Origin of the sequence: uncultured Vagococcus sp. (genome assembly GCF_963518325.1) — a bacterium.
GTDB lineage: Bacteria > Bacillota > Bacilli > Lactobacillales > Vagococcaceae > Vagococcus_D.
This window is the reverse complement of the sequence record NZ_CAUQJB010000003.1, coordinates 281,152-303,052: the sequence shown is the minus strand read 5'-3', so window position 1 is coordinate 303,052 and position 21,901 is coordinate 281,152. Positions and strand designations below refer to the sequence as shown.

The following is a 21,901-nucleotide window of genomic DNA, read 5'->3' as shown; positions in this document are numbered from 1 at the left end:
CCCCTCCTTTCCTCCATGGTATAGTTGATGAACCGTTAGTTACCTAACAGAAATATCCGCTTTGATTTCTTTCAGACGAACTAGCTGTCTGTTTTATAGATCACCCGTTCAATGTGGATCGTCAAGTACAGACGCTCCTCGTTTGAAATGACATAGTGATACTTCTCAAAAATAAACTCACCAATTTTTTCCACACATTGATAGGCGTTGCGATACTTTACTTTAATCAAATCCAACAAGTCGTCTTCATGACTGTCATCGTAGGTAGCTCGGGTGATTAAGCGTTGAGCAAAAAATTTTAAATGGGTAATAAAACGGTAAAAGTAAACCGATTTTTCATCAAATTCCACATTGAAGGTATATTTGACGATGGTGGTAATTTCTTGCATAATATCTGTGATTTCGTAAACCTCAGAAACCTTATTGTCCATTTGAGCATTGACCACATGGAGAGCGATAAAGCCTGCTTCATCTTTTGGTAAACGAACTCCACAGCGTTTTTCAATGATATCCAAAGCTTTTTGACCGACTACAAACTCATCTGGATAGAAACGTCCAATATCCCATAAAAGAGCATTTTTCACCACAATGCCTTCTTTAAAGCGAATGATAGCCGTGTAAATATGGTCAACTAATGACAGATAAATACTTTCATTTAACTTTTTTCCCAGATGTGTTTTTGTGTACAAAATAATCTCGTTTCCTAGTTCAAAATATTCAATTGGGATGTCTTGAATCAATTCCTTCAGTTGACTGGTCAGCTCAGGCGTGGCCATTAAAAACTCTTTATCGACTTGACTGGCATCTACCTGATCTCCCACTTTTTTCCCAAATACCAACCCACGCCCCGTCAAAATCTTTTCTTTTCCCTGTTCGTCTAATACAACACAGGCATTATTGTTCCAAATCCGTTCAATTTTCATAGGTTCTCCTTCCTGTAAACACTAGTCCGCTTTCCCATTAACACGGCCGCCGCTTTTTCAGACCCAGTTGTCTTGCTTTAACTTTAGAAGTCAGGGGAAAAAAACAGAAAAACCCATTTATTGGCAATCAAAAAAATTGCCAATAAACAGGTTTAGCTCGCTAAGCGATGACCATCCTCGTCAATATGTTGACTTAATCCTATCATATATAGCGCTTTCTGACAAGCAGTTTTTGTTTATTAACCAATGTATAATGAATTACCTTTCCAGACTCACTTTCAACTCAACAAACGCATATAGTCTTACTTTACCTTCATTTTATCCTAAAATCCTTCTAAGGTTTCACCATATTTTTCCTCCTTTGTGGTAAATAGTGATGCTCATTTGTGTTCAATCTTTCCTCCCCAATACCACACTTCCCCCTTTCTACCTCAACATTGCTTGTCCTACAATCATCGGAATCTACCAATGCTTGAGAAGCAATCTATCACTTATATTCATGTTATGATATAAAGAAAAGGACAAGGGGCGTGACTATGGAATTTAGCAAACAAATAAAAAAAATCAGGACTGATAATCAGTTCACTCAAGAACAATTAGCTCAACAGCTAAATGTTTCTCGACAGACCATTTCAAGTTGGGAGAACGATCGGAATCTGCCAGATTTAGAAATGGTGGTGAGCATTGCGAAGTTGTTTCATATTTCCCTTGATCAACTTATTTTAGGAGACGATCAGATGACAAACAAATTAGTAAAAGATTCAAGTGAGGTAAGAAAAGCAAAATTACGAATAATTAGCGGAATTTTATTTGTTTTAGGGGTCCTAAGCTTTTTAATAAAATCATTAATTGGTGTTAAGGTTACTCAAGATGGTGTCTTGCACGAGCCTTTTTTCTTGCTTCCAGTGGGGTATTTATTGTTGGTGGGTGCTTTGGTTTTCTTGACTATTGCATTGGTAAATAAAAGAAAAAAAGAATGAGTATGGCGGTCAACTGCCACTTAGTCTTAAGGCATCTCAGATTATTGAGGTGCCTTTTTTCCATCTTAGCTCCCTTAATCAAACTAAAATATTGATTTTATTCGACAACACTTTATACTAAAGTTAACACTAATAGGGGGACTTAATATGGTTAATTTGATGAATAAAACAGACTTTCAAAAACTCTCGTTACTAAAGCAGGCCTTTCAAACTGGCCCCAATGCCACCATTGATAGTTTGGCAGCCCACTTAGAGGTTTCAACTAAAACGACTAACCGATACTTAACTGAATTACAAGCCGATTGCCATTCCCTTTTCCCTGACAATCAATTTTTATTGGACAAACAAAATAAAAGCATTCAAATCACTGTTGCTCCCAATCTATCTCCTCACTACATTATCGATCGCTTGCACGTGATGTATACGGAACGGTCAATCGACTATCAGATTATTGATGCCTTGCTCTTAAAAAAATACACTAATATCAATCAGCTAGCCGATGCGTTATTCCTAAGTCCCTCTAGCTTATATCGCATTCTTTATCGACTGGAGCCTTTCATTCAAAAGTTTGGGATGAAGTTTTCCTTTTTCGACAACTTTGATTCACTTAATTTTGAGTATCAGGAAAAAAACTTGCGATTTTTCAGTTACTTTTTTTACTGGTCTTCACTTAAAGGAATTCACCTGGAGCCTCATAGTTCCCATAAAAAAGTTGTCCAAGATATTGATGCCCAGATAGACTGGCAAAGGTATGGGTCATGGTTACCATCAAAAAAAGAACAAATTCGTTACATCTGCTCAATCACTACCTTACGAAATCAGCAAGGTCATAGTACTATCGACATATCTGAGGAGATTCAAGAAATTCTAACCATTTTTTATTCAGTTAACGATTTATCGACTATTTGTCGTGTCTTATTGGAACAAACAGACAATCAACTGGAGCGTTTATTTGCTAATCTATTTTTCCGCTTAACTGTGTCCGACATGGATTCAACCGATCAAAAAGAAACAATCGTTCAGCAATTGCTTACCTGCGATAACCAAATTATTCTTAAGGCACAAGACATGTTAGACTTAATCTGTCAGCATTTCCAATTGACACTTTCGAAAAAAGACTATAGCTATTTCTTTTTTTACTATATTCTCATCGTCCTATTGACCGAGTACATTGACGTTGACTTACCTGAAGATTTTCTGGAAATTAATGACTTGTCTCTCTCCACTAAAAACAATGACCAATATTCTAATAGTTTAATCGAGCAAGCTACCTATTTTGTTGAAAAAACTGGTCCGATTCATGGGATTACCAAAGAACATCCTCAATACTTGATTTCATTGGTATGCATGCTAATTGATTCTGTCAAACTACCAGCTTTAAGGATTGCTGTTCAATATTCTAAAAATTTTATGGGACCTTCTATCATTGAAAAAAAATTAATCTCCTTATTTGGCACAGAAAGCATTGAATTTACTCATAATCAAAAAGAAGCCGATTTAGTTATTTCAGACTGTTTTGGCTCTACCTATTCTGATAAAGCTTATTTTTACATGGAGTCACTAACCGATTCTTTACGTTGGGAAGATTTATTTGATTACATTAGAAAACAGATTTCCCGCCGTTTTTTCCAATTATACCCAGCGCCGATTCAACAAGGACATTATTTTTAAACTACCTTTTTCGTTTTTCGTCTTATAACTGGGACACTTGTCAAAAACATCTCCTAATGAAATAGTGATACACTTCTTTTATACTAAAAACGAGGTGAAGCCACTTGGCAATTATTGGATATGCGCGGGTTAGTACAACCCATCAAAAACTGGATTCTCAACTTGAGGCCCTACAGGAGTATGGCGTCGATAAAATCTATCAGGAATATGATAGTGGTCGAAATAAAAATCGTGTTGTTCTGGAAGAAGTATTAGGTCAACTGCAGCCCGGGGATACCCTAGTTATTTTCAAATTAGATCGTTTAGCTCGTGGGACTCAGCATTTGCTAAAACTGCTGGAAGATTTTGAAGAACGACACATTAATTTTGTCAGTATCCAAAATCATATCGATACGACGACTCCTATGGGAAAATTGATCTTTACGATTATGGGAGCTTTTGCCGAAATGGAAGCTGCCTTAATTCGAGAACGGGTCTTGGCTGGTTTGAAGACTGCCCGAACCAAGGGGGTCAAACTGGGACGCCCCAGTGTTACCGAACAAATTAACGAAGCCATTGAGCTTTATACTGGCAGCGAGTTAACCACCAAAGAGATTGTCGAACGAAGTGGTGTTTCCGTCACAACCCTTTATCGTCATATCAACAAACGACAGTTACCCTTGCGAGGCTAACATTTTCTAATAATCACTAAAGGGACCGAAGAGCGCTGCTCTTCGGTCCCTTTTCCAGTTCATTCAACCTTACTAACAACTTTACTCTTACTCCCTAATAATGTTAATGCTTTGCTTCAAATGGTGTTGTTCTAATTTATGTGTCACCTGAACGAGCCGTCTTAGTCGGTAAAAATGGCGTTTCGATAACAAAATTCGTCTGGTAAACCTGGTGGGTTGCCTTTGGCAGTAGACCTGAAAGTAGTTCTTCTTAAAAAAGCGCCAAACCAGTCTGATTTCTGTTTCACTAAGGCAGTGGCTTTCCTTCTGATAAAAACTCCAAAAATAAGGCAAAAAGGAAAGGACTTCTACCATTTTTTGACATTCCTTATTCGATAGATCAATCATCAACTCCCCTTTCAACCAACTCCCCCCCCAATCATCCTTAGACTAACCTGACGGCGCATCAACTAACTGCCATTCCAATTTCCCTTGGTAGGTCCCCTTGAAATTGGCTGTGCTGTCTTGTTTAAACATCAGTCCTTTAGTCTGACTCCATCCCTTGGAAAGAGGAATGGTTTCTACAAGTGGCTCACTATCCCCTTCCTCGATTTCCTTAAATTGATTTGCTGGGACGGTAATCGATTTATTGCCTTATTGTTATAAATGTAGCTACCGCTCATTTGGTTTTTGGCATTCGTTAAGGCAGATGGTTTGAGTCTAAGTTTCCAATGGCTTTCTAGCCGATTATCAAAGATGGTCAGCGAATCCTTACTCGTAATGCTAACTGGTTTCTGACCAAGATTGCCGACTTCCAAGGTTAGGGACATGTTTTTAGGGATGTCTACCACTTTTAATTCTCGCTTTTTCCCCGCAATGGTGAATCGGTTATTGGGATTTTTAGTGGCACCATCCATGACGATTTCAACACTTTCATCAGGATCCATCGTAAATGCTACCTTTGGATCCGCAATGCCCTCATAGATAACGTTGCCCGTTTTTTTTCTTGTGATCGTAAAGTTATGTTCGGCATAGATATCTTGAGTCGAGGTTCCCCCTGACAAGAGTAGCTTCAAGTCAAAATAACCACTATCTTTAGAATCAAAGGGTTTAATTTGGGTGCCAGCCTTCAGTATAGCTAGCTCCTTGATGCCAGTAAGTGCCCACATGCCGTAAGCAGCTCCGTTATTACTGTGGTTTTTGACAATCAGTGTATTGCCGTAATCAGTTGACTTACTAATGAAACTAGGCGGTAAGGTGTCATCATAGGTCACTTGGTTCATGCTAATATCGTATTGGCTTAACTGGCTAGCTGGAAAAGGAACGACCTCTCCCACTAACTGATTATTGTTTAGTTTTAGTTCCACCAGCTTGTCTAAGCTACCAAGTGTGACTGGCATCTTTCCACTTAGCCCGTTATGATCAAGTATTAATGACTTAAGATTAGTTAATTCACCTAATGAAACTGGTATGCCACCACTAAAGGTATTGCCAGAAACTGCTAGCTTGGATAACTTTTTCAAATTTCCCAACTCAGTCGGCAATGAGCCTGCCAACTTTTTATTTCCTAACTCCAACCATTCCAAATTTTTAAGGGCCTGAATGTTTTTAGGGATATATTGACCGGTGAACGGAGTACTCACCGTCGTATCCATTATTTTCGTCACTCTTAATAAATCAGTCATATACAAATTGACGTCGATTTTCTTATTTTGGCCGAGAAACTGACGATTAATTTCATCAATGAGCCAACTTTGATTATCAAAGAAGGCTTTCGTTACAATAACCGCTGGCGTCACCTCTACTGGTACCTTAATGACTTTACCTTCTCCCGTGTAATCACTGGTCACTTTGACACCAACCTGATAGGTTTTGACCGTATCAAACACTAGGGAGCTGTCCTCTAATTCAATGGTCAACTTATCCCCTGGAATTGTGGTTGCCACATTTTTCAAAAGGTCATTCGGATCTAAATCACTACCTAAGCTGTATTGTTCTACTTCAATCCCTTCTACCGCTTCAGCATAGACATCAGGGGTAATCATCGCATTGGCCACCATTTTCTCTGACTCAGTCTTTTTACCTTGATATATTTTATAGTTATAAAAGGTCATCGGCACATAGTACACTTTTTCTTTTGAGTCGTAGCCTTTGATGATTTCCTCACTGTTTAGGTTGTCTGCTGACATTGTGACATTAATTTGATTGCTCTTTAGAGCCATTAAATTAGCTTTAGCAATTTTAAATTCAAGTTGATGATCATCTGTTTGGATGGTTTCAAAGTAATGGCTAATATCTTGACCCTTTTTATCAGTAAACTTAAGACTGGCTATGTTAAGGGCATTAAACTTATGCTCCGTATCCGCCATCACCAAACTTAAGGATTCTGGAAAATACTGCTCAAACCCATCATTTACCGCTTGAGTTAAATCAAAGTTTGCTTCAAACCTAGAGCTATTAACTGAACCGTTTGTCCGCGGTGGCAGGTAATTTATTTCACCTGGAGTTTTCATATCACTTTTAAACAGCGTAGTGGGATTGATGTAATTAAGCGTCCTTGTTTCTACTAAGTTCAGTGGCTCTTTATTATCAAAAATATAAGTTTGTTCCACTTGTTTAACATTGGCTCTGTCCTGATAAAATTGATATTCGGTCACTAATCCATTTGCGAAATAGTACTTTCCTTGATCATCATAAAATGTGCTTGACTGCCGCATAGTTGCCATCTTAGTCTGTTTCGTCACATCCGTATTTTTTACAATTCTGACAAGATTACTAGTTGGCACAGTGACCCTGCTAAAAGACTTACTAGACGTATTGTAGGCCGTCAGTTGACTTAAGACAGGGAGTTCGACATACACACCCTCCACTGGTACATTATACTTGCCATCATCATAAACCAGTCGAAATCGTAGACCTTGGGAAAATGGATTAATATTAATTCCGCCCTCTCTCGTGATGGTAACTTTCTCGTACCATGTAGTGCCTTTGCTAGCAAAAGATATCGTCAAGGCCAATGGCTTACCTTGATAGAAACCAACGTTTTTAATCACCATCTTACTGCCGATTGTGTATCTTTGACCATAATCGTACTCTTCCCCTGTTCCTGGTTTGTCTTGATAATACCCCTGAAATTTTCCCTCTGGTCCAATATAATCATCGAGAATCGATGTCCCTTGATAACTAGGACGAATAATCGGTTTGTCATACTGAAGGGGGGTGCGGTTCCCGTCAATAAAATTCCCCTTGTCATCAATTTCGCTATAAAGTGAATCAGTCACTTCAGCGATAACTTGATTGCCTGTTGCAACTGAGACAATCAGAAATAACACGAGTATCATTATCTTTTTTTTCACTTTTTCACCTCATTTCTTTCGTCTAGTCACCGTCAGAATAACCACAACCAACAGCGACATAATCATCAGTGCCACCACCAGAATAGTTAAGAGCATCAGCCAAGGTTTTTGAGTTTTCACCACATCCAAGGCTTGACTGTTCAATTGATTGGCTTCCTCTGGAGACACTTTAAATTTCTTGTTAAAGCGCCACTTTTCCTGACCTGAGGTGGCTTCCAATTCCAAGAGGTAGTTTCCTGGCCCAATTTCTTGATTTTCTAACATGATAGGAAAATCAAAATTAGAATTGGGGGCCATGGTCATCTCTGACTTTTGACTTTCATATAAGACTTTTTGAGAACCGGCTTTTTTGATGGTAGCTGCTACTTTTAACTCACCGATAAACTCCGGCGTAATATTTTGTAGATTAGCGGTCATAGCCGTTCGGTAATTAAATAAATCGGCTTTAACCTGATTGAGCCTTAACTCTGGTTGAATGGTGTCAACCTTTTCTTGCAAGCGAATACCGATAACCAAGGAAAAGACATTGCGGATTTGGACGTCATTTTTACTCGTTGTCCCCTCTTCCCGGTCATTTTCTTGATCATAAATAGTAAAACCGCCAACTATTTTCCCCTTAAAGGATTCCTTTGGTACCTTTAAGGTAAAGGTTACCTGTTTGGTTGCCATCGGTGGCACAGTCACGGACTGACTTCCCGACACTAATTGAGACATGGGATATTTTAAGCTAGAATCATGAGAAGACGGTTCCACACTAAACTCCAGTTCACCATTTTGATTGGTTGTAGCACTATAGGGGCTCACATTTAAGTGGAGCGTTTCTGAGCTTGTGCTAATGATTTCTAACACTAAGGGTTGGGTCTCTCCTGGTTTTACCAATAAATCAAAGTAAGTCTTACTTTGATCGATTTGATTTTCAGGAATAATCGCCCGCACAGAATACCCCATGCCTTCTGCTTGAACCTTTTGAGTGGTACCAATGACTATCATGACTAAGACTGCCATGAAGCCGTATTTCATCCATCTGACTCTACTCATTTACGTTATTATCTCCATCTCTAATTATTAGGAACGTCTGCTAACTTCCACGATATGGTTGCCTCATATTCCCGTCCTGGTTCAGCCGTTCCTGGCAAGATTGCTAGTTCAATCTTGTCGTTTACGGCTTGTTTACTTTGCCATCTGGATGACCAAATACCTTGGCCTGAATCTGTTTCCGCCATCATGACTTTTTGATACTCTTTGTTTAAGGTCACTGGGTAGCTCAAGGGAGGCGCCGCTTCTTCCGACTGATAATTTTCCACGTTCGCTTGTTGGATTTTTAATGAAGCTCCTCCAAGGAGGTAACGTCTCGTGTCACTTGCCGTTCGCTTTGAAATAAAGTCGCTGATTTTCGCTGATACGGTCCACCCCCCTAAACTGCCTCTTAAGTCTGACACTTGAATATACGGGTTGGAATTAAGGGCATACTCTGTTTGATAAAGACCGCTAGCCACCACTTTTCCAAAACTTAGGTTAGGCACTCGATCAATGGTCAAGTAGCCTGGTGTTGTCGTTCCCTCGTTTTCGTTATCTTCTGGATCCGTGCCAAATAAAGGCGGTCGCGGCAGAGGGTTGCCTTCAATAACTTCTGCTTGAAGATCCGATTGATACCGATCTTTCACTTCGGCCATGACTGTCCCTTCACTTACCACAACTCCCAGAAGCGCAGCCCATAGACTTACTGTTATCTTTTTAGTCAGTAACATCATGTCGCTTTCCTCTTTTCCTTTTTAGCAGCTCTTGGATTACTTAATCGGCGCGTTTAATAACGTCCACTCTAACTTACCAGCGTACTTGGCTTTACGAGCCGTATTAGGAATGGATAGTTGGACTCCTGTGGTACGGGTAGGTTCTTGATTGTCGCTGTACCGTTCAAAGATGTTGGTGTATCGCCCCATGCCTTTGCCAGCGTCTGCTTTAAACACAAGAGCAGCTAAATTGCCTGTTAGTTCAGCTTTAACTCCTACTGGTGAATTTTCTGGTCGAATCGATGCGCTTTTTGACGTCACTTCTGCTGTTGGAATGGTTAGCTTCCAACCTTTTAACACTTCACCTTTATTTTGCCCCTCAGCAATTTCAAAGGATTTCATGGCTACTTGAACATTCCAACCAGAACCAACACCTGTCACATCTACCACTTCGATGCCATAGGCTTTATTGGCCGCTATCGTTGCGGCACGTGTTTCCCCCAGTGGCACTGTTGGAAAATTAAAATCGGATGCGGCCTTGATCACAAAAGGACCATTGTGAGGCGGTTTTGTGGAAATGTCTTCTTCCGGTGCCCCTTCGCCAGTTCCACCGACCACTTCGGCTGTAATATCGGTCTCAAAAACGTCTGTTTCATCTGCTTTAACGGTCTGTGAGTGCACCGTACTGCACACTAATGTCATAACTAATCCTGCTATTATTTTTTTCATATCTCTTCTCCTCTGTCAACAGCTTACTACGATAACTTCCTACTCATAAAAGGCTTATTTTCTACTCGATAGTTCCTGTTAAATGATCACTTTCAACCGTCAAACTTTCAGCTAGTGATTATGCAGATAACTCAGTGGAACGATGCGTTCGAATTGTTTTACCAGATGTTTCTATTTATTTTGTGTCGTCTAATGTCCAAGTCACAGTGCTGCTAAAAGTCTTGCCATTTGTTAAGGCATCTTGTTTACCATTCACTAATAATTGCACGTTTTTGACTTCTGCTGCAAAACCACCTTTACCTGCATCAGCTGTTGCCGTCATGATTGGCGTCGCTGAATCTGCGCCTGCTTTAAGACTGACTTTTTGAAAGCCTTTAAGAGCGTCGCCTGCATAAGCTGTTAAAGGTTCGATTGTCTCAGCTACTGTTGGGTACAATCCAGTCTCTGGGTCTTTTGGAATACTAAAGGTGCTGATATCAGCCGTACTAAAGCTTAGCGTAGCTTGTAGTCCCTTATCACCAGTATTTTCAGCGCCAGTTAATAATGGTGATAGCTGTGCATTTAATTTCCATGCTGTCCGTTCTCCATCTGGACGGTCTTCAAGGGCAGCAATATATTGTTTGCCTTCAGCCACTTTATTGTATGCTCTTGTTGTGGCACTTGATTCATTGGTCTCACCGAATTGGAAAGAGGTTGGACGATTAATCAAACTTAATTGGTCGTCATATGGCCCAGGGATAATCGTGTTTGGTCCTGAACTAAAGCCAATACCCACGCCTGTTTCGGCTGTTCCTGCTGCCTTAGCGGTTGTCGGTAAGAAAGCCGCTCCTGTTGCGATTGCTAATACTAATGTTCCCACTACTTTTTTGTTCATAATTTTCTCCATTCTATTGTTTCTTTTACGATTGAGGAAGTTATCGTAGTAAACTGTTGACTTATGTTCCGAATAAATTTAGTTGTTTCTGTAAGTAGATAAACAGGTAGATCGCCAGTCCAAAGCAGACCAGTGACATTACCAGTAATAGCCAGTTAACAATAATTTTTGATTTCTTTAATTTTAATCGTTTCATTAAAACGTTATCTCGATTAAGGGATAATAGGAACAGTCCTAAAGACATGATTCCTCCAAATCCCAATAGATAAATCCATGTATAAACCGTCATTTAATATACACCCTTTGTTGTCCCCTCATCCTTTTTTATGACTCTCCCATTACCTGCTGATCTAAAGCGAAAGCAAATACGATGACCACTAAGACAATTCCTGCCATAAACAAAGACAGTTGTTTAATTGTTTCCCCTGTTTGAGGTAAATTCACCCGCTTATTGATGGCTTGTCCTTTATTCGCCGTGATGGTATTATCTTTTGGTGGCTTTGGCTCCTCCTTTCCAGATTTATTAGAAGACTCCGTAAAGGTGATGCCAACATCCCATTGATCCATCTTTTCTCCCTTCGCCTTAGGCGTCAGCATTACCCAACTGATGATAAGACTTATTGCCACCAATAAGAACGTCAGCTTCCTTTCTCTCTTCATGCCTATTCCTCCCTTGTTCGTTTCTTCCGTCCCTTGGCTTGTCGTGACTTTCTTTTTTTGGACTGTTCTTTGAGTAATTGTTGCCATTTTGAACTGCGAACCGTCAATACCACAACGACTAGAATAATCGCCCCAATGGTCGCGACGACAGCTACCGGCACCCACTTTGGTAAAACTAACTGGAAGGGGGTCTCCTCATTTAATTTTTTGGCACTCTCACCTGAGACACTGAAATCCTTTTGCCAGTTCCACTCTGCTTGGTCATTCTGAGCGTGAACTTTTACCACATAATCCCCTGGCTTAACGGTATCTAGTCCCCAATCGATGGAAAAGTCATAGGTACTATTGGGGGCCATCCGAGCATTTTCCACAAGTTGTTTCTTTAAGACGTTATCTGAGCCCTTTTTAGTCACTATTGCTTCTATTTTTAAATTATCGGCAATTTTAGGTTCTGGATTATGGATAACCGCGCTGACTTCTTTTCGGCCTAACTTCAATCCCAGTTTGGCCGAAATCAGGTCAAGATTCTTAGCGTCCTCGTACTCCTCTCCAGTTTCAGTCGTCAATAACCCTACTCGATATTGATACTTACTAGCAACTGCCTGTTTAGTCACTTCTTCTTCTTCCACTAATTCAAAAATCAATGCGCCTAATTTTATTCCTTCGTATGATTCTTTCGGTGGCGTGACTATTACGTCAATGATCTTTTCTTCAAAATTTTCTAAAACGATTTCCGTCTCACTAAAACTGGTGATTTCAGTCAAGGGGTGTTGGAGGGTCTCATCAAGGTTCTGGATGTCTGCCTCATATTCAAGATTCCCTGAACCGCCAGTTACACCATTCGTCACAAAGGCTTTAACTTTTACTGGTTCCTTTTTCATGCCTTTCAATTTAACCTTCAGCACCTGGCTGACCTCTGGTTTTGTTTCGATAAAAAAATAACTTTTATTGATTTCAATCTGGGTATCTGGGCGTATGGCTTGCACCGTAAATCCCAAGGGATCCGGTTGACCTTCGGCTGCTTCGGCGGTTGGCTGTCTTCCTAAGAGGAGTAATAGCCCTCCTACTAATAACCACTGGACTACTTTTTTTTGTCTAAACTCCATGTCTACTTCCTCTCACTTTATTGGCTCTCTTGAGCAAGATCATAACTAATATACTTATGAACTGAACCAAGAGAAACGCCGCACGCTAATGATATTTCCCGATAATTTAATTTATGTTGATGATGTAATCGCTGAATCTCTTCGATTGTTTGTCGCTTAATCGTAGGTCGACCTAGGTGTTGCCCGTTGCTTTTTGAAATGGCCAACCGTTCTTTAGTGTATTGACTTTGACATTCTGAATCCACACTACAGAGGACTTCCGCAGTTGTGGCAAATGACCAAGGTTCCATCGTGTCTAGTGCTTCCGTCACACTGATTAATCGGATTTGACGTTTTTCTAACATCTTTAGTAACTCTGTTAACTTTTTGATTCGTTTACCAAAGACTGCCAGACTGTCGACCACTAAGACATCCTTTTGACGTAACTCACCTAAAACTTCCTTCAACTCTGACTCTTCGTTAAAGCTTTGATTTTCCACAAAGACTTTTTCACAGTTATAAGTCATCAATTTATTTAGCTGGATCGCAATTTGGCTAGGGTAATCTTTTCTAGCATATCCAAATACTGTCATCTTTCTACTCCTTTTGTCGTTATGATATGGAACATAACAAGGCTAACGTTTCATTACTTAACCGATTCAATCACTTTACCAAAAACTATTGTTAGTAAGAAAGCTAATGAAACGACAAAAAAACTCCTCTACTCAAAATAGAAAGCCTGTTAAATCAAGCTTCTCTATTTAGAAAATAGAAGAGTAACGGAGGTTATTAAACTTTTTCAAAAACAATAGTTTATTATAAAGCTATAGGAATGTCAAGAAAAAAATAACTATTTATTTTGAACATTAAGCCACGAGAAAAAAGGGGGGATTCACTCGAAAAAAAGTGTTGAAAACCTTGTTAAAACAGTGTTTAAACGTCTAGACATGGAATGGCTATTCCTTTAGTTTTTTTCAATATGCCCCTTTATTACTATTTTAATACTATTAATATTGAACAAAAATAGCACGCCTCTACTACTAAAATAGGTTTCTCACTGATTCGTTTGTAAACGTTGCTTATTTGATTAATTTTTACTCATTCATTAGAAAGGCTGTGGATTATTATGACTACTATTGGTTATATGCGTGTTAGCACGCACCAACAAAAATTTGATTCCCAACAGAAAGCATTAGAGGAATACGGTGTGGATCAACTCTTTAGCGAATATGAAAGTGGGCGTAAAACCACTCGAGTCGAATTAGAAAAAGCCTTGGATGCGTTAAAACCTGGTGATACTTTTGTTATTTTTAAATTGGATCGCTTAGCTAGGGGAACCCAACAACTCCTGCGACTCCTTGAAGATTTTGAAAAACGTGATATTAACTTCGTCAGTATTCAAAACAACATTGATACTTCTACTGCCATGGGACGGTTCTTTTTCACTGTGATGAGCGCTTTTGCCGAAATGGAGGCCGAGCTTATTCGCGAGCGGGTCATGGCCGGCTTAGACGCCGCTCGGGAAAATGGTAAAATTTTAGGTCGCCCCATCAGAGAAAAAGAAGTCCAGCATGCTTTGAAACTCTATCAAGAAACATCTATGACCGTGGCAGAAATTTCCAAAGCAAGTAATGTCTCTGTTCCGACGATTTATTATCACTTAAATAAACAGCAGGTTCCTCGTAAAACCAAGCGAGAAATCACCTAATAAAGAAGGACAATCTGCAAGATACGCCATGCAGATTGTCCTTCTTTATAGTATAAACCTTTTTATCGTCATTCCTTATACCTTACATGACGTAGAAAATGACGGTCTTATTAACCACATTTCCGGCAGAGTCCCTAACGCTATAAGTTAATTGGTTCATTCCAGATAAGGATGTGTTAACCTTCCCATCAACTTTCACTTTATTGCTAATATCGCCATCTTCTTTATCGACTGCCGTGACATAAGCCAATGGATTGAATGGACTGTTCTTAAAAATAACTTGCCCTGTCACCATAAGCTCAGGTTTAGCATCACTCATTGCTTTTACAGTAACCTTTCTAGTATTGAACACGTAATTGCCATAACCATCAAATACCACATACGTCACGATTACAACCCCTTTTTCGTATACGTTAACCGTATGACTCGACACTAGAATGCTTGCATCTGGACTTACTTTTCCATTTTTAGAAACTAATTCAACCCCGTGTAAAGTATCAAATGCTTGCCCCATAGGAATCGTGATATCCTCAATGCCTTTAATACTTAGCTCCTGTTGACCTGATACTGAAGACGACGCCTCAACACTGACGGTAGTAATAACCCCCATACCAATCATCATAGACAACAATACAACTACTTTTCCAATCCGTTTCATCAAAAACCCCTTTCTATTTACGTTCACTTTCATGAGCGTTTTTTCAGTTTAGCAGACGACTATTTAGCTGTCCAGATTTTTTTAGATAAACAGTCAAACAGAAAAAATAACAACAATATAATGAACTATCAATTAATAAGCAGGTCAATCAAAAGGAAATTAGACGATTATATAAATTATATTAACTAGTTTAGTGGGTTCTTTCTAGCATATTTATAGATTTCAGTTCTCATTTTTTCATAAAAATTAAAATTAAAAAACATAAAGTAATTTTTATAAAATCAGTTTACTGATAACCTTTTACAAATAATATCAACACATTTAACTATTTGCAGAAACATTATCGGTGAAATTTATTTTCTAAACAGATTAACGATAATAAACTAGTTCAATACACAAGACCTAGTTTAAATAGAGCATGAGTTTAGTGATATTTTGATAAAAAAAGTCAACGAAGAACACATGAAATAACTTCCCCTCTAGGCGGCAGCTCAGCGACAAATAACCGCTAAACTCGCTAATGTTTGTGAGCGATTATTTGCGTTGTCATTTTTCAGCAGGTCCCTAACTGCCGACGTGTCCTCCCTCTTTTTTACTTCTAAAAGAAATGACTATTTTATTGATATCTTGGTGAAAATCATGCTATAATTTAAGTAAACAAAGAGGACATGCTTCTACATGTCCTCCAAGTAGAACCGTATAAGACGGTAGCTTTATTTAACGACAAATAACCGCTAAACTGGCTAAAGTTTGTGAGCGGTTATTTGTCGTTGTCATTTTTCAGCAAGTCCACGATCAGTTTGATCAACGCAATGGTAAACATACCAAAAGCAATCATCAACTGGATCGTCTCGTTTGCGGACAAAGAAGGCCTCTCCTTTCCTAGATTTTGTGTGTATTCTCATACGCACCACCTCCATTCAGGATAGCCACCGTCATTCACTTTTCTACCCTTTTATCATACCACAGAAAACATCACAAACCCATGTACAACAAGGGTTTTCCTATCTTTTAAGATTATTTTTTTGTTTTTTCAGCCCCCTAAAAGCCGACGTGTCCTCCCTCTTTTTTACTTCTAAAAGAAATGACTATTTTATTGATATCTTGGTGAAAATCATGCTATAATTTAAGTAAACAAAGAGGACATGCTTCTACATGTCCTCCAAGTAGAACCGTATAAGACGGTAGCTTTATTTAACGACAAATAACCGCTAAACTGGCTAAAGTTTGTGAGCGGTTATTTGTCGTTGTCATTTTTCAGCAAGTCCACGATCAGTTTGATCAACGCAATGGTAAACATACCAAAAGCAATCATCAACTGGATCGTCTCGTTTGCGGACAAAGAAGGCCTCTCCTTTCCTAGATTTTGTGTGTATTCTCATACGCACCACCTCCATTCAGGATAGCCACCGTCATTCACTTTTCTACCCTTTTATCATACCACAGAAAACATCACAAACCCATGTACAACAAGGGTTTTCCTATCTTTTAAGATTATTTTTTTGTTTTTTCAGCCCCCTAAAAGCCGACGTGTCCTCCCTCTTTTTTACTTCTAAAAGAAATGACTATTTTATTGATATCTTGGTGAAAATCATGCTATAATTTAAGTAAACAAAGAGGACATGCTTCTACATGTCCTCCAAGTAGAACCGTATAAGACGGTAGCTTTATTTAACGACAAATAACCGCTAAACTGGCTAAAGTTTGTGAGCGGTTATTTGTCGTTGTCATTTTTCAGCAAGTCCACGATCAGTTTGATCAACGCAATGGTAAACATACCAAAAGCAATCATCAACTGGATCGTCTCGTTTGCGGACAAAGAAGGCCTCTCCTTTCCTAGATTTTGTGTGTATTCTCATACGCACCACCTCCATTCAGGATAGCCACCGTCATTCACTTTTCTACCCTTTTATCATACCACAGAAAACATCACAAACCTATACACAACAAGGGTTTTCATATCTTTTCAACTCTATCTAACGACTCGTCTAGTTAATTGAGTTCCTAACGTTTTTTCGAGATAACCTACTGATATCACTAGCAGATAAAAACACTTAATGACATCCTTAAGCGGAATCTCAATAAGCCTTTTTATGATGAATCGAATTACTCAAAGCCCACAGCAATATAGTTGGTTAAGGTTGTCGCATTGATCATGGCATTAATCACAGTGCCATCTTGTGGAAAATAACCTTGTTTTGCTTTGTTCTTATTGAATTCTGATACAGAGAAAAGAATAACATGTTTGAATTTCATAAAGTGACCCTCCCTTCAATTGAGTGCTATAGCTAGTCAGTTGTTGAAAGCTGGCCACTTTCCCAACTTTCAATCAAGGATACTTGGTATCTGAGAACAGCTGTATCATGCTTGCGGTTATCCCTGATAGTTTCACTATAAAGGAAAGTTAAACGTCTTTGCTTTATAGTGCCTGAATGGCTGGGTTTATTTCCTAAATGGTTGACCCTCACTAACAGGGCCCTATGCAGCCATCGAAAGAGTCATTTTTCATATTCTTATTCTATTGGTATATCTCAAGGATGTACTTATTCATTTTTTTCCCTTTTGCACTTTCGTTTTTCTCCACGGATTCGCCATTTAAGGTCTTGCTGGAGTGCTCGCTCCTGATAATATAATCTAAGTTGTCCCCATGAGAGTTTGAAAAAATAAGGTGATTGCCAGATAATTCTTTTTGATTCCCTTCATGCTTAATCCCTCCTTTGCTTAGTTTTAGATCTAGGTTATTTTAAAGTGATGGCGTAGTTTACAACCATGTCCCTAATAAACGCCAAAAAGTAATAATGAGAGAACTACCGCCTAAAATTAGTACACTTACCCACAACCAGTCTGAATATTGGCCAATTTTAGCGATTTTTTTTGTAAAACCTTTCGGAGATATCTCTTGTTTAGGTTGTTCGTCAGTTGGATTGTCTTGGTCTTCATTTCCTGAAAGCAAATCTTTTCTGCTCGTTGTATCAAGTTTTTCACTCTGAATCTTGGCCACTTCTTCAGCGCTCAATCGTCTCGAATGAACGAGTAAACGCTGACGATTTGTTGGAAAAGGGTGGCAGGTTAACAAGGTGAGCCATTCTATATCAGGTGAGCGCTCTGATAAGGTTATCCCATCTGTGGGACTGATTAATTCGTTTCCCGTGACAATGTAAACCGCCTCTTTACCTAAGTATGAGAGATAAATCAGGTCGCCGGGGGCTAAATAGTTAATATAGAGAAAGTAAGGCTGACCATAATACCCTCGATGACCAGCGATGACCGTGTGTGTTCCCATACCTGCTAGAGGCAAGTCCGTTCCACTAATATGGGCCGAGCCATTTGCTAGATTAATATCAGAGGCTCCCATGTACAAAGGGATTGTCTCATTAATTGACGGCATTCTAATAAGTCCAACCGCTTCATCTGGTAAAATAAGGCCTTGATTTGCCTTCTCAGACTTCTGGGCAAACGGGTCTTCTGGATTTTCTAAATTACTTTCAGTTAGCTGTTTGTCTATGAGATCAAACAACTCTGGTGAAATTTGATAATTGAGGGCATGTTGCTCATATGCTTCCAGCCTGTTTGAATTGACTAAAGAGGTCCAGAGGCCGTGGACTGGGAGGCTTAAAATTAAGCTTAGTCCTAATAAAAATAAAATCAGTGATAGTCGTTTACGCCACATGATTTTTCACCTCTCTCTTTTTTAAATAATTCCGCATCATGATCCACCACAACATCAGCAAAAATATAACAGCATACACGGTCACTTCCTGCCAATAATGATGGTTGGCTAATGTGGTTTGTGTGGCACGACTTTCGGCCTCGTAGGGAATTCGGTGCCCCCGAACCAGCAGGCGATGGGTATTTAACATGTAGGGGGTACAGGTTAGTAAGGTGACATAATCCTGACCTGCAACGATCTTTAACTCACTGATTTCTTCAGGTTCGACTACCTTTATCTGATCGACTTCGTAGGCATGAATTTCATCAATGATTTTGAGATAAAACTGATCCTTTATCGCCAAATTGGGCAAATCGGTAAATAATTTGGCTGATGGCAACCCTCTGTGTCCAGTAATCACAGAATGGCTGTTTTCCCCACCAAAAGGAACAGAGGAACCTTCCAACAATCCGACTCCCTGTTGTAACTGAAATTCCCTAGTTCCTTGGTAAACGGGCAGTTTTATCCGCAATTTAGGAATGTCTAGCAAGGCTAGAACATCACCTAAAAGTCCTTGTTCCTTTTTTGTATAATTCTGGTTGACTTCAATAAATGGTCCGGTCAATTGAGCTTCCTGATCATAGAGGCTACTATTGTGAGCCCTTATTCCTTGTTTAATAGCCGACAGTTCTTGGGGACTTTTTCTTGCTATCTGCTGATCATACTCCTTAGAAACCTGTCCTTGGAGCCTCTTATAATAACAGTTGCTGGCAAAAGGATAGGCGAAGAGCAACATGCCCAGACAATAAACCAGATAAAGTGCGACTTTCTTTTTCGCGACTCTTTTACGACTTTTTTTAGTCTTATTTGACCCTTTGGAGCGCCGTTTTTTTATGAGGTTGCCCTTCTCTTTGCGATCGACCTTCATTTAATTCCCCTAACTCTATACTTGCGTCGTTTTTTACGGCCCTTCTGTTTTTTCTTCCTTATTACTTCCTGACTCGTTGGCAGTTTGTCATCTATTGGCTTGAGACTTTTTTTTCTTTTTTTGACTTGCCCCTTGGTCTTTTGGCCACCCTTATTGTCACGGTAACCTTTCACTAAATAAAAAAGAATGAAAATGCTTAAGGCTACTAAGGCATACATCGCGTATTTTTTAAACTGGTGCCAGTGGCCTGCTTTGACGGCTTTTTTTCGAATAGCTGATGTATAGGGGTTGACTCGATGTCCGCGAACTAGCAAGCGGTGGGTATTCACCATATAAGGCGTACAGGTCAGCAAGGTAATATAATCTTGCCCTTTTACAACTTCTAACTGGCTAAAATCTTCTGGTTCAATGACTTTGATCCGGTCTACTTCATAAGCGTGGGTTTCGCCAGCTATTTTAATAAAAAATAAGTCAGTTAACGTGAGTTCTGGCAAATCGGTAAATAATTTGGCTGTGGGTAATCCCCGATGGCTAGTAATGACTGAATGAGTTCCTTTACCGCCAAAAGGAAGAGAGGTTTCCTCCATGACTCCTGCTCCCTTAGAAATTTGCTGGCTATTTGTTCCATAATAGACTGGCAGTTCCAGATTGATTTTAGGAATCTCTAAGACTGCAATCACCTCTCCCAATGCCTCTCGTTTTGGCGAGGCCATCCCTTTTTGAACGTTTCGTTCTGCTTCAACACCAAAGTTTTCTGGGCTCATCACGGCTTGCTGATCGACTAGTCGCTCATTATGATCCGCCATCTTCTCTTTGATGGTTGCCAGTTCTTTAGTATCCTGTTGCGCCACTTTTTCCTGGTACTCTTTTACCACACTTTTTTGGAGAGACTGATGATAGGCGTTGCTAGCAAATGGATAGACTAAAAAGACAAAGCCGATGATGTATAGTCCCCAAACAATTAGTTTGATGATCGTTTTTTTTGTTATTTTTTGATAGATGGAAATCACTCACTTTTTGTCATTCAAGATAATTAGGTGAATCTTTCAATTTCTTTCATGATTGAAACACTCAAATTAATTATCTTAACTGATAGATTTGGTCTTTTACTTCCTGACTGCCTTCATTTTTTGATTCCCGCACAAGAATGTCTTATGCGGGGTGTCAAAAAATCAATCAGTCTTAGCCTAATTATTTAGTTCTTTTGGCTGAGTTTGGCTCTTCTTTTTTACGGTGCAAGATATAAGCACCACCCATTAGTCCAACTCCAACTAAAATGAATAAGACGGTTCCTACTCCCCCAGTAATCGGGATTCTTGGAATTTTAGCATTTGGTACTTTGATTTCTGTTTCTTCGTTATTATTATAATTGGGTAACCCTTGATCCATACTTGGCACGGTGAACTTAAAGGGATGCTCGTAAGGATCTTTTTCGGTTGTCCCATTGGCGACATCTTGCGGGGCCTTTTCAATTGGTGCATAGCCTTCTGGCGCCCGCACTTCAATCAATTCGTAATCGTTAATCGCCTTGCCTAAATAATCAATCATCTCCGTTGGATTTGAACCAATGACTTTCGGATCCGCTTCTGATTCTTTGTAAAGCTTCCAAGCTCCGTCACCCGATTCAGTTCCTGGGTGCTTCGCAATGATACCTGCAATTTCGGCATCAATGGCCGCTTGGGTAGTTTCTGTTGTCCGAGGCGCCGCTGTTACATACTCATAATGATCCACTACTTCGACTTGCGTGCCGTTGTTGTTGGCTATTTTCATCACAGAAAAAATGTATTGTTTGCGGTAGTTGATCTCATTAGTATAAGCTAAACCCTCTACATGAAATTTACCTTTGGCGTCTGAGGTAATGGTGTATTTGCTTTCCCCTGGCTTGCTAGCTGCCACATCGGCTGTTACGGCCGCACCATTATTCGTCCAGCCGATAATTTGACCATCTTTAATGATGCCATACAACAAGGTATTGGCTGGATAGGTCACTAATTGATTGGCTTCATTAAGAGCCGTTACAGGGTTTACTGATGTGTTACGGACAATAAATTCTGCCCCTTGAAGTTTAATAGTATTGTTAGCTTTATCCAATTTTTCAAAGTAACGCTCACCGAAAATCGTGTTAACCACTTCTGATGGCTTCGGTGACGTTGGTTCTTTCGGATCAGGATTACCTGGCAGTGGCGGTTGTGGTTTTGTGCCATACCCCCATTTATTAATAAAATCCAAGGTAGAATCATTGGGAATAGCTTGATTAGGTTTGGCTTTCTCATTGGTTAAAGCCGTAAATCGCAATTGAA

Annotated in this window: 23 protein-coding genes; 4 read left to right on the top strand and 19 right to left on the bottom strand. The window is 39.5% G+C overall.

What is annotated here, in order from left to right:
* Positions 1–80: 80 nt before the first annotated feature.
* Entirely contained in the window at positions 81–923 is an 843-nt protein-coding gene (gene licT, locus RWN13_RS04765; protein WP_314060982.1) for a BglG family transcription antiterminator LicT, read from the bottom strand.
* Positions 924–1,459: 536 nt separating this feature from the next.
* Here licT and RWN13_RS04760 point away from each other — a divergent pair.
* The 3 genes from RWN13_RS04760 (at position 1,460) to RWN13_RS04750 (ending at position 4,245) form a co-directional block, all read left to right on the top strand.
* Positions 1,460–1,903 carry a DUF3955 domain-containing protein gene (locus tag RWN13_RS04760; RefSeq protein ID WP_314060981.1) on the top strand — a complete coding sequence of 148 codons (444 nt, stop codon included), beginning with the start codon at positions 1,460–1,462 and terminating at the stop codon, positions 1,901–1,903.
* 147 nt (positions 1,904–2,050) lie between these two features.
* Positions 2,051–3,574, top strand: a complete 1,524-nt coding sequence (locus RWN13_RS04755) for a helix-turn-helix domain-containing protein (protein WP_314060980.1) — start codon at positions 2,051–2,053, stop codon at positions 3,572–3,574.
* 104 nt (positions 3,575–3,678) lie between these two features.
* Entirely contained in the window at positions 3,679–4,245 is a 567-nt protein-coding gene (locus tag RWN13_RS04750; RefSeq protein WP_314060977.1) for a recombinase family protein, read from the top strand.
* 560 nt (positions 4,246–4,805) lie between these two features.
* On the opposite strand, the gene RWN13_RS04745 is transcribed toward RWN13_RS04750, so the two are convergent.
* The 9 genes from RWN13_RS04745 to RWN13_RS04705 form a co-directional block, all read right to left on the bottom strand.
* Positions 4,806–7,580, bottom strand: coding sequence for a hypothetical protein (locus RWN13_RS04745; protein WP_314060974.1), 2,775 nt, complete (start codon positions 7,578–7,580; stop codon positions 4,806–4,808).
* A gap of 9 nt (positions 7,581–7,589) precedes the next feature.
* Entirely contained in the window at positions 7,590–8,618 is a 1,029-nt protein-coding gene (locus tag RWN13_RS04740) for a DUF916 and DUF3324 domain-containing protein (RefSeq protein ID WP_314060971.1), read from the bottom strand.
* A gap of 20 nt (positions 8,619–8,638) precedes the next feature.
* Entirely contained in the window at positions 8,639–9,331 is a 693-nt protein-coding gene (locus RWN13_RS04735; protein ID WP_314060968.1) for a WxL domain-containing protein, read from the bottom strand.
* 36 nt (positions 9,332–9,367) lie between these two features.
* The gene (locus RWN13_RS04730) at positions 9,368–10,039 is read right to left on the bottom strand and encodes a WxL domain-containing protein (protein WP_314060966.1); all 672 of its coding nucleotides are present in this window, start codon (positions 10,037–10,039) and stop codon (positions 9,368–9,370) included.
* A 175-nt stretch (positions 10,040–10,214) separates the two neighbouring features.
* A complete protein-coding gene (locus tag RWN13_RS04725) occupies positions 10,215–10,913 on the bottom strand; it encodes a WxL domain-containing protein (protein WP_314060964.1) in 699 nt (232 codons plus the stop codon).
* A gap of 61 nt (positions 10,914–10,974) precedes the next feature.
* On the bottom strand, positions 10,975–11,202 hold the full coding sequence (locus RWN13_RS04720; RefSeq protein ID WP_314060962.1) for a hypothetical protein: 228 nt from the start codon (positions 11,200–11,202) through the stop codon (positions 10,975–10,977).
* 35 nt (positions 11,203–11,237) lie between these two features.
* Complete coding sequence (locus RWN13_RS04715; RefSeq protein ID WP_314060960.1) at positions 11,238–11,573, bottom strand: LPXTG cell wall anchor domain-containing protein; 336 nt, start codon at positions 11,571–11,573, stop codon at positions 11,238–11,240.
* Between the two features lie 2 nt (positions 11,574–11,575).
* Positions 11,576–12,679 carry a WxL protein host-binding domain-containing protein gene (locus RWN13_RS04710; RefSeq protein ID WP_314060954.1) on the bottom strand — a complete coding sequence of 368 codons (1,104 nt, stop codon included), beginning with the start codon at positions 12,677–12,679 and terminating at the stop codon, positions 11,576–11,578.
* A gap of 17 nt (positions 12,680–12,696) precedes the next feature.
* A complete protein-coding gene (locus tag RWN13_RS04705; protein ID WP_314060952.1) occupies positions 12,697–13,251 on the bottom strand; it encodes a recombinase family protein in 555 nt (184 codons plus the stop codon).
* 533 nt (positions 13,252–13,784) lie between these two features.
* Here RWN13_RS04705 and RWN13_RS04700 point away from each other — a divergent pair.
* Positions 13,785–14,366, top strand: a complete 582-nt coding sequence (locus RWN13_RS04700; RefSeq protein ID WP_314060949.1) for a recombinase family protein — start codon at positions 13,785–13,787, stop codon at positions 14,364–14,366.
* Between the two features lie 82 nt (positions 14,367–14,448).
* On the opposite strand, the gene RWN13_RS04695 is transcribed toward RWN13_RS04700, so the two are convergent.
* From RWN13_RS04695 to RWN13_RS04655, 9 genes are all read right to left on the bottom strand, one after another.
* Positions 14,449–15,024 carry an immunoglobulin-like domain-containing protein gene (locus RWN13_RS04695; RefSeq protein ID WP_314060947.1) on the bottom strand — a complete coding sequence of 192 codons (576 nt, stop codon included), beginning with the start codon at positions 15,022–15,024 and terminating at the stop codon, positions 14,449–14,451.
* Between the two features lie 760 nt (positions 15,025–15,784).
* Entirely contained in the window at positions 15,785–15,889 is a 105-nt protein-coding gene (locus RWN13_RS04690) for a putative holin-like toxin (RefSeq protein WP_314060946.1), read from the bottom strand.
* 372 nt (positions 15,890–16,261) lie between these two features.
* Complete coding sequence (locus RWN13_RS04685; protein ID WP_314060946.1) at positions 16,262–16,366, bottom strand: putative holin-like toxin; 105 nt, start codon at positions 16,364–16,366, stop codon at positions 16,262–16,264.
* A gap of 372 nt (positions 16,367–16,738) precedes the next feature.
* Positions 16,739–16,843 carry a putative holin-like toxin gene (locus RWN13_RS04680; RefSeq protein ID WP_314060946.1) on the bottom strand — a complete coding sequence of 35 codons (105 nt, stop codon included), beginning with the start codon at positions 16,841–16,843 and terminating at the stop codon, positions 16,739–16,741.
* A 287-nt stretch (positions 16,844–17,130) separates the two neighbouring features.
* Positions 17,131–17,280, bottom strand: coding sequence for a hypothetical protein (locus RWN13_RS04675; protein ID WP_314060944.1), 150 nt, complete (start codon positions 17,278–17,280; stop codon positions 17,131–17,133).
* 505 nt (positions 17,281–17,785) lie between these two features.
* Positions 17,786–18,694: a class C sortase gene (locus RWN13_RS04670; protein WP_314060941.1), complete on the bottom strand. Its 909-nt coding sequence runs from the start codon at positions 18,692–18,694 to the stop codon at positions 17,786–17,788.
* Positions 18,684–19,601: a class C sortase gene (locus RWN13_RS04665; RefSeq protein ID WP_314060939.1), complete on the bottom strand. Its 918-nt coding sequence runs from the start codon at positions 19,599–19,601 to the stop codon at positions 18,684–18,686. The genes RWN13_RS04670 and RWN13_RS04665 overlap by 11 nt, the downstream gene beginning before the upstream one ends.
* On the bottom strand, positions 19,598–20,611 hold the full coding sequence (locus tag RWN13_RS04660) for a class C sortase (protein ID WP_314060937.1): 1,014 nt from the start codon (positions 20,609–20,611) through the stop codon (positions 19,598–19,600). The genes RWN13_RS04665 and RWN13_RS04660 overlap by 4 nt, the downstream gene beginning before the upstream one ends.
* A 181-nt stretch (positions 20,612–20,792) precedes the next feature.
* Positions 20,793–21,896 carry an LPXTG cell wall anchor domain-containing protein gene (locus RWN13_RS04655; RefSeq protein ID WP_314060935.1) on the bottom strand — a complete coding sequence of 368 codons (1,104 nt, stop codon included), beginning with the start codon at positions 21,894–21,896 and terminating at the stop codon, positions 20,793–20,795.
* Positions 21,897–21,901 lie beyond the last annotated feature (5 nt).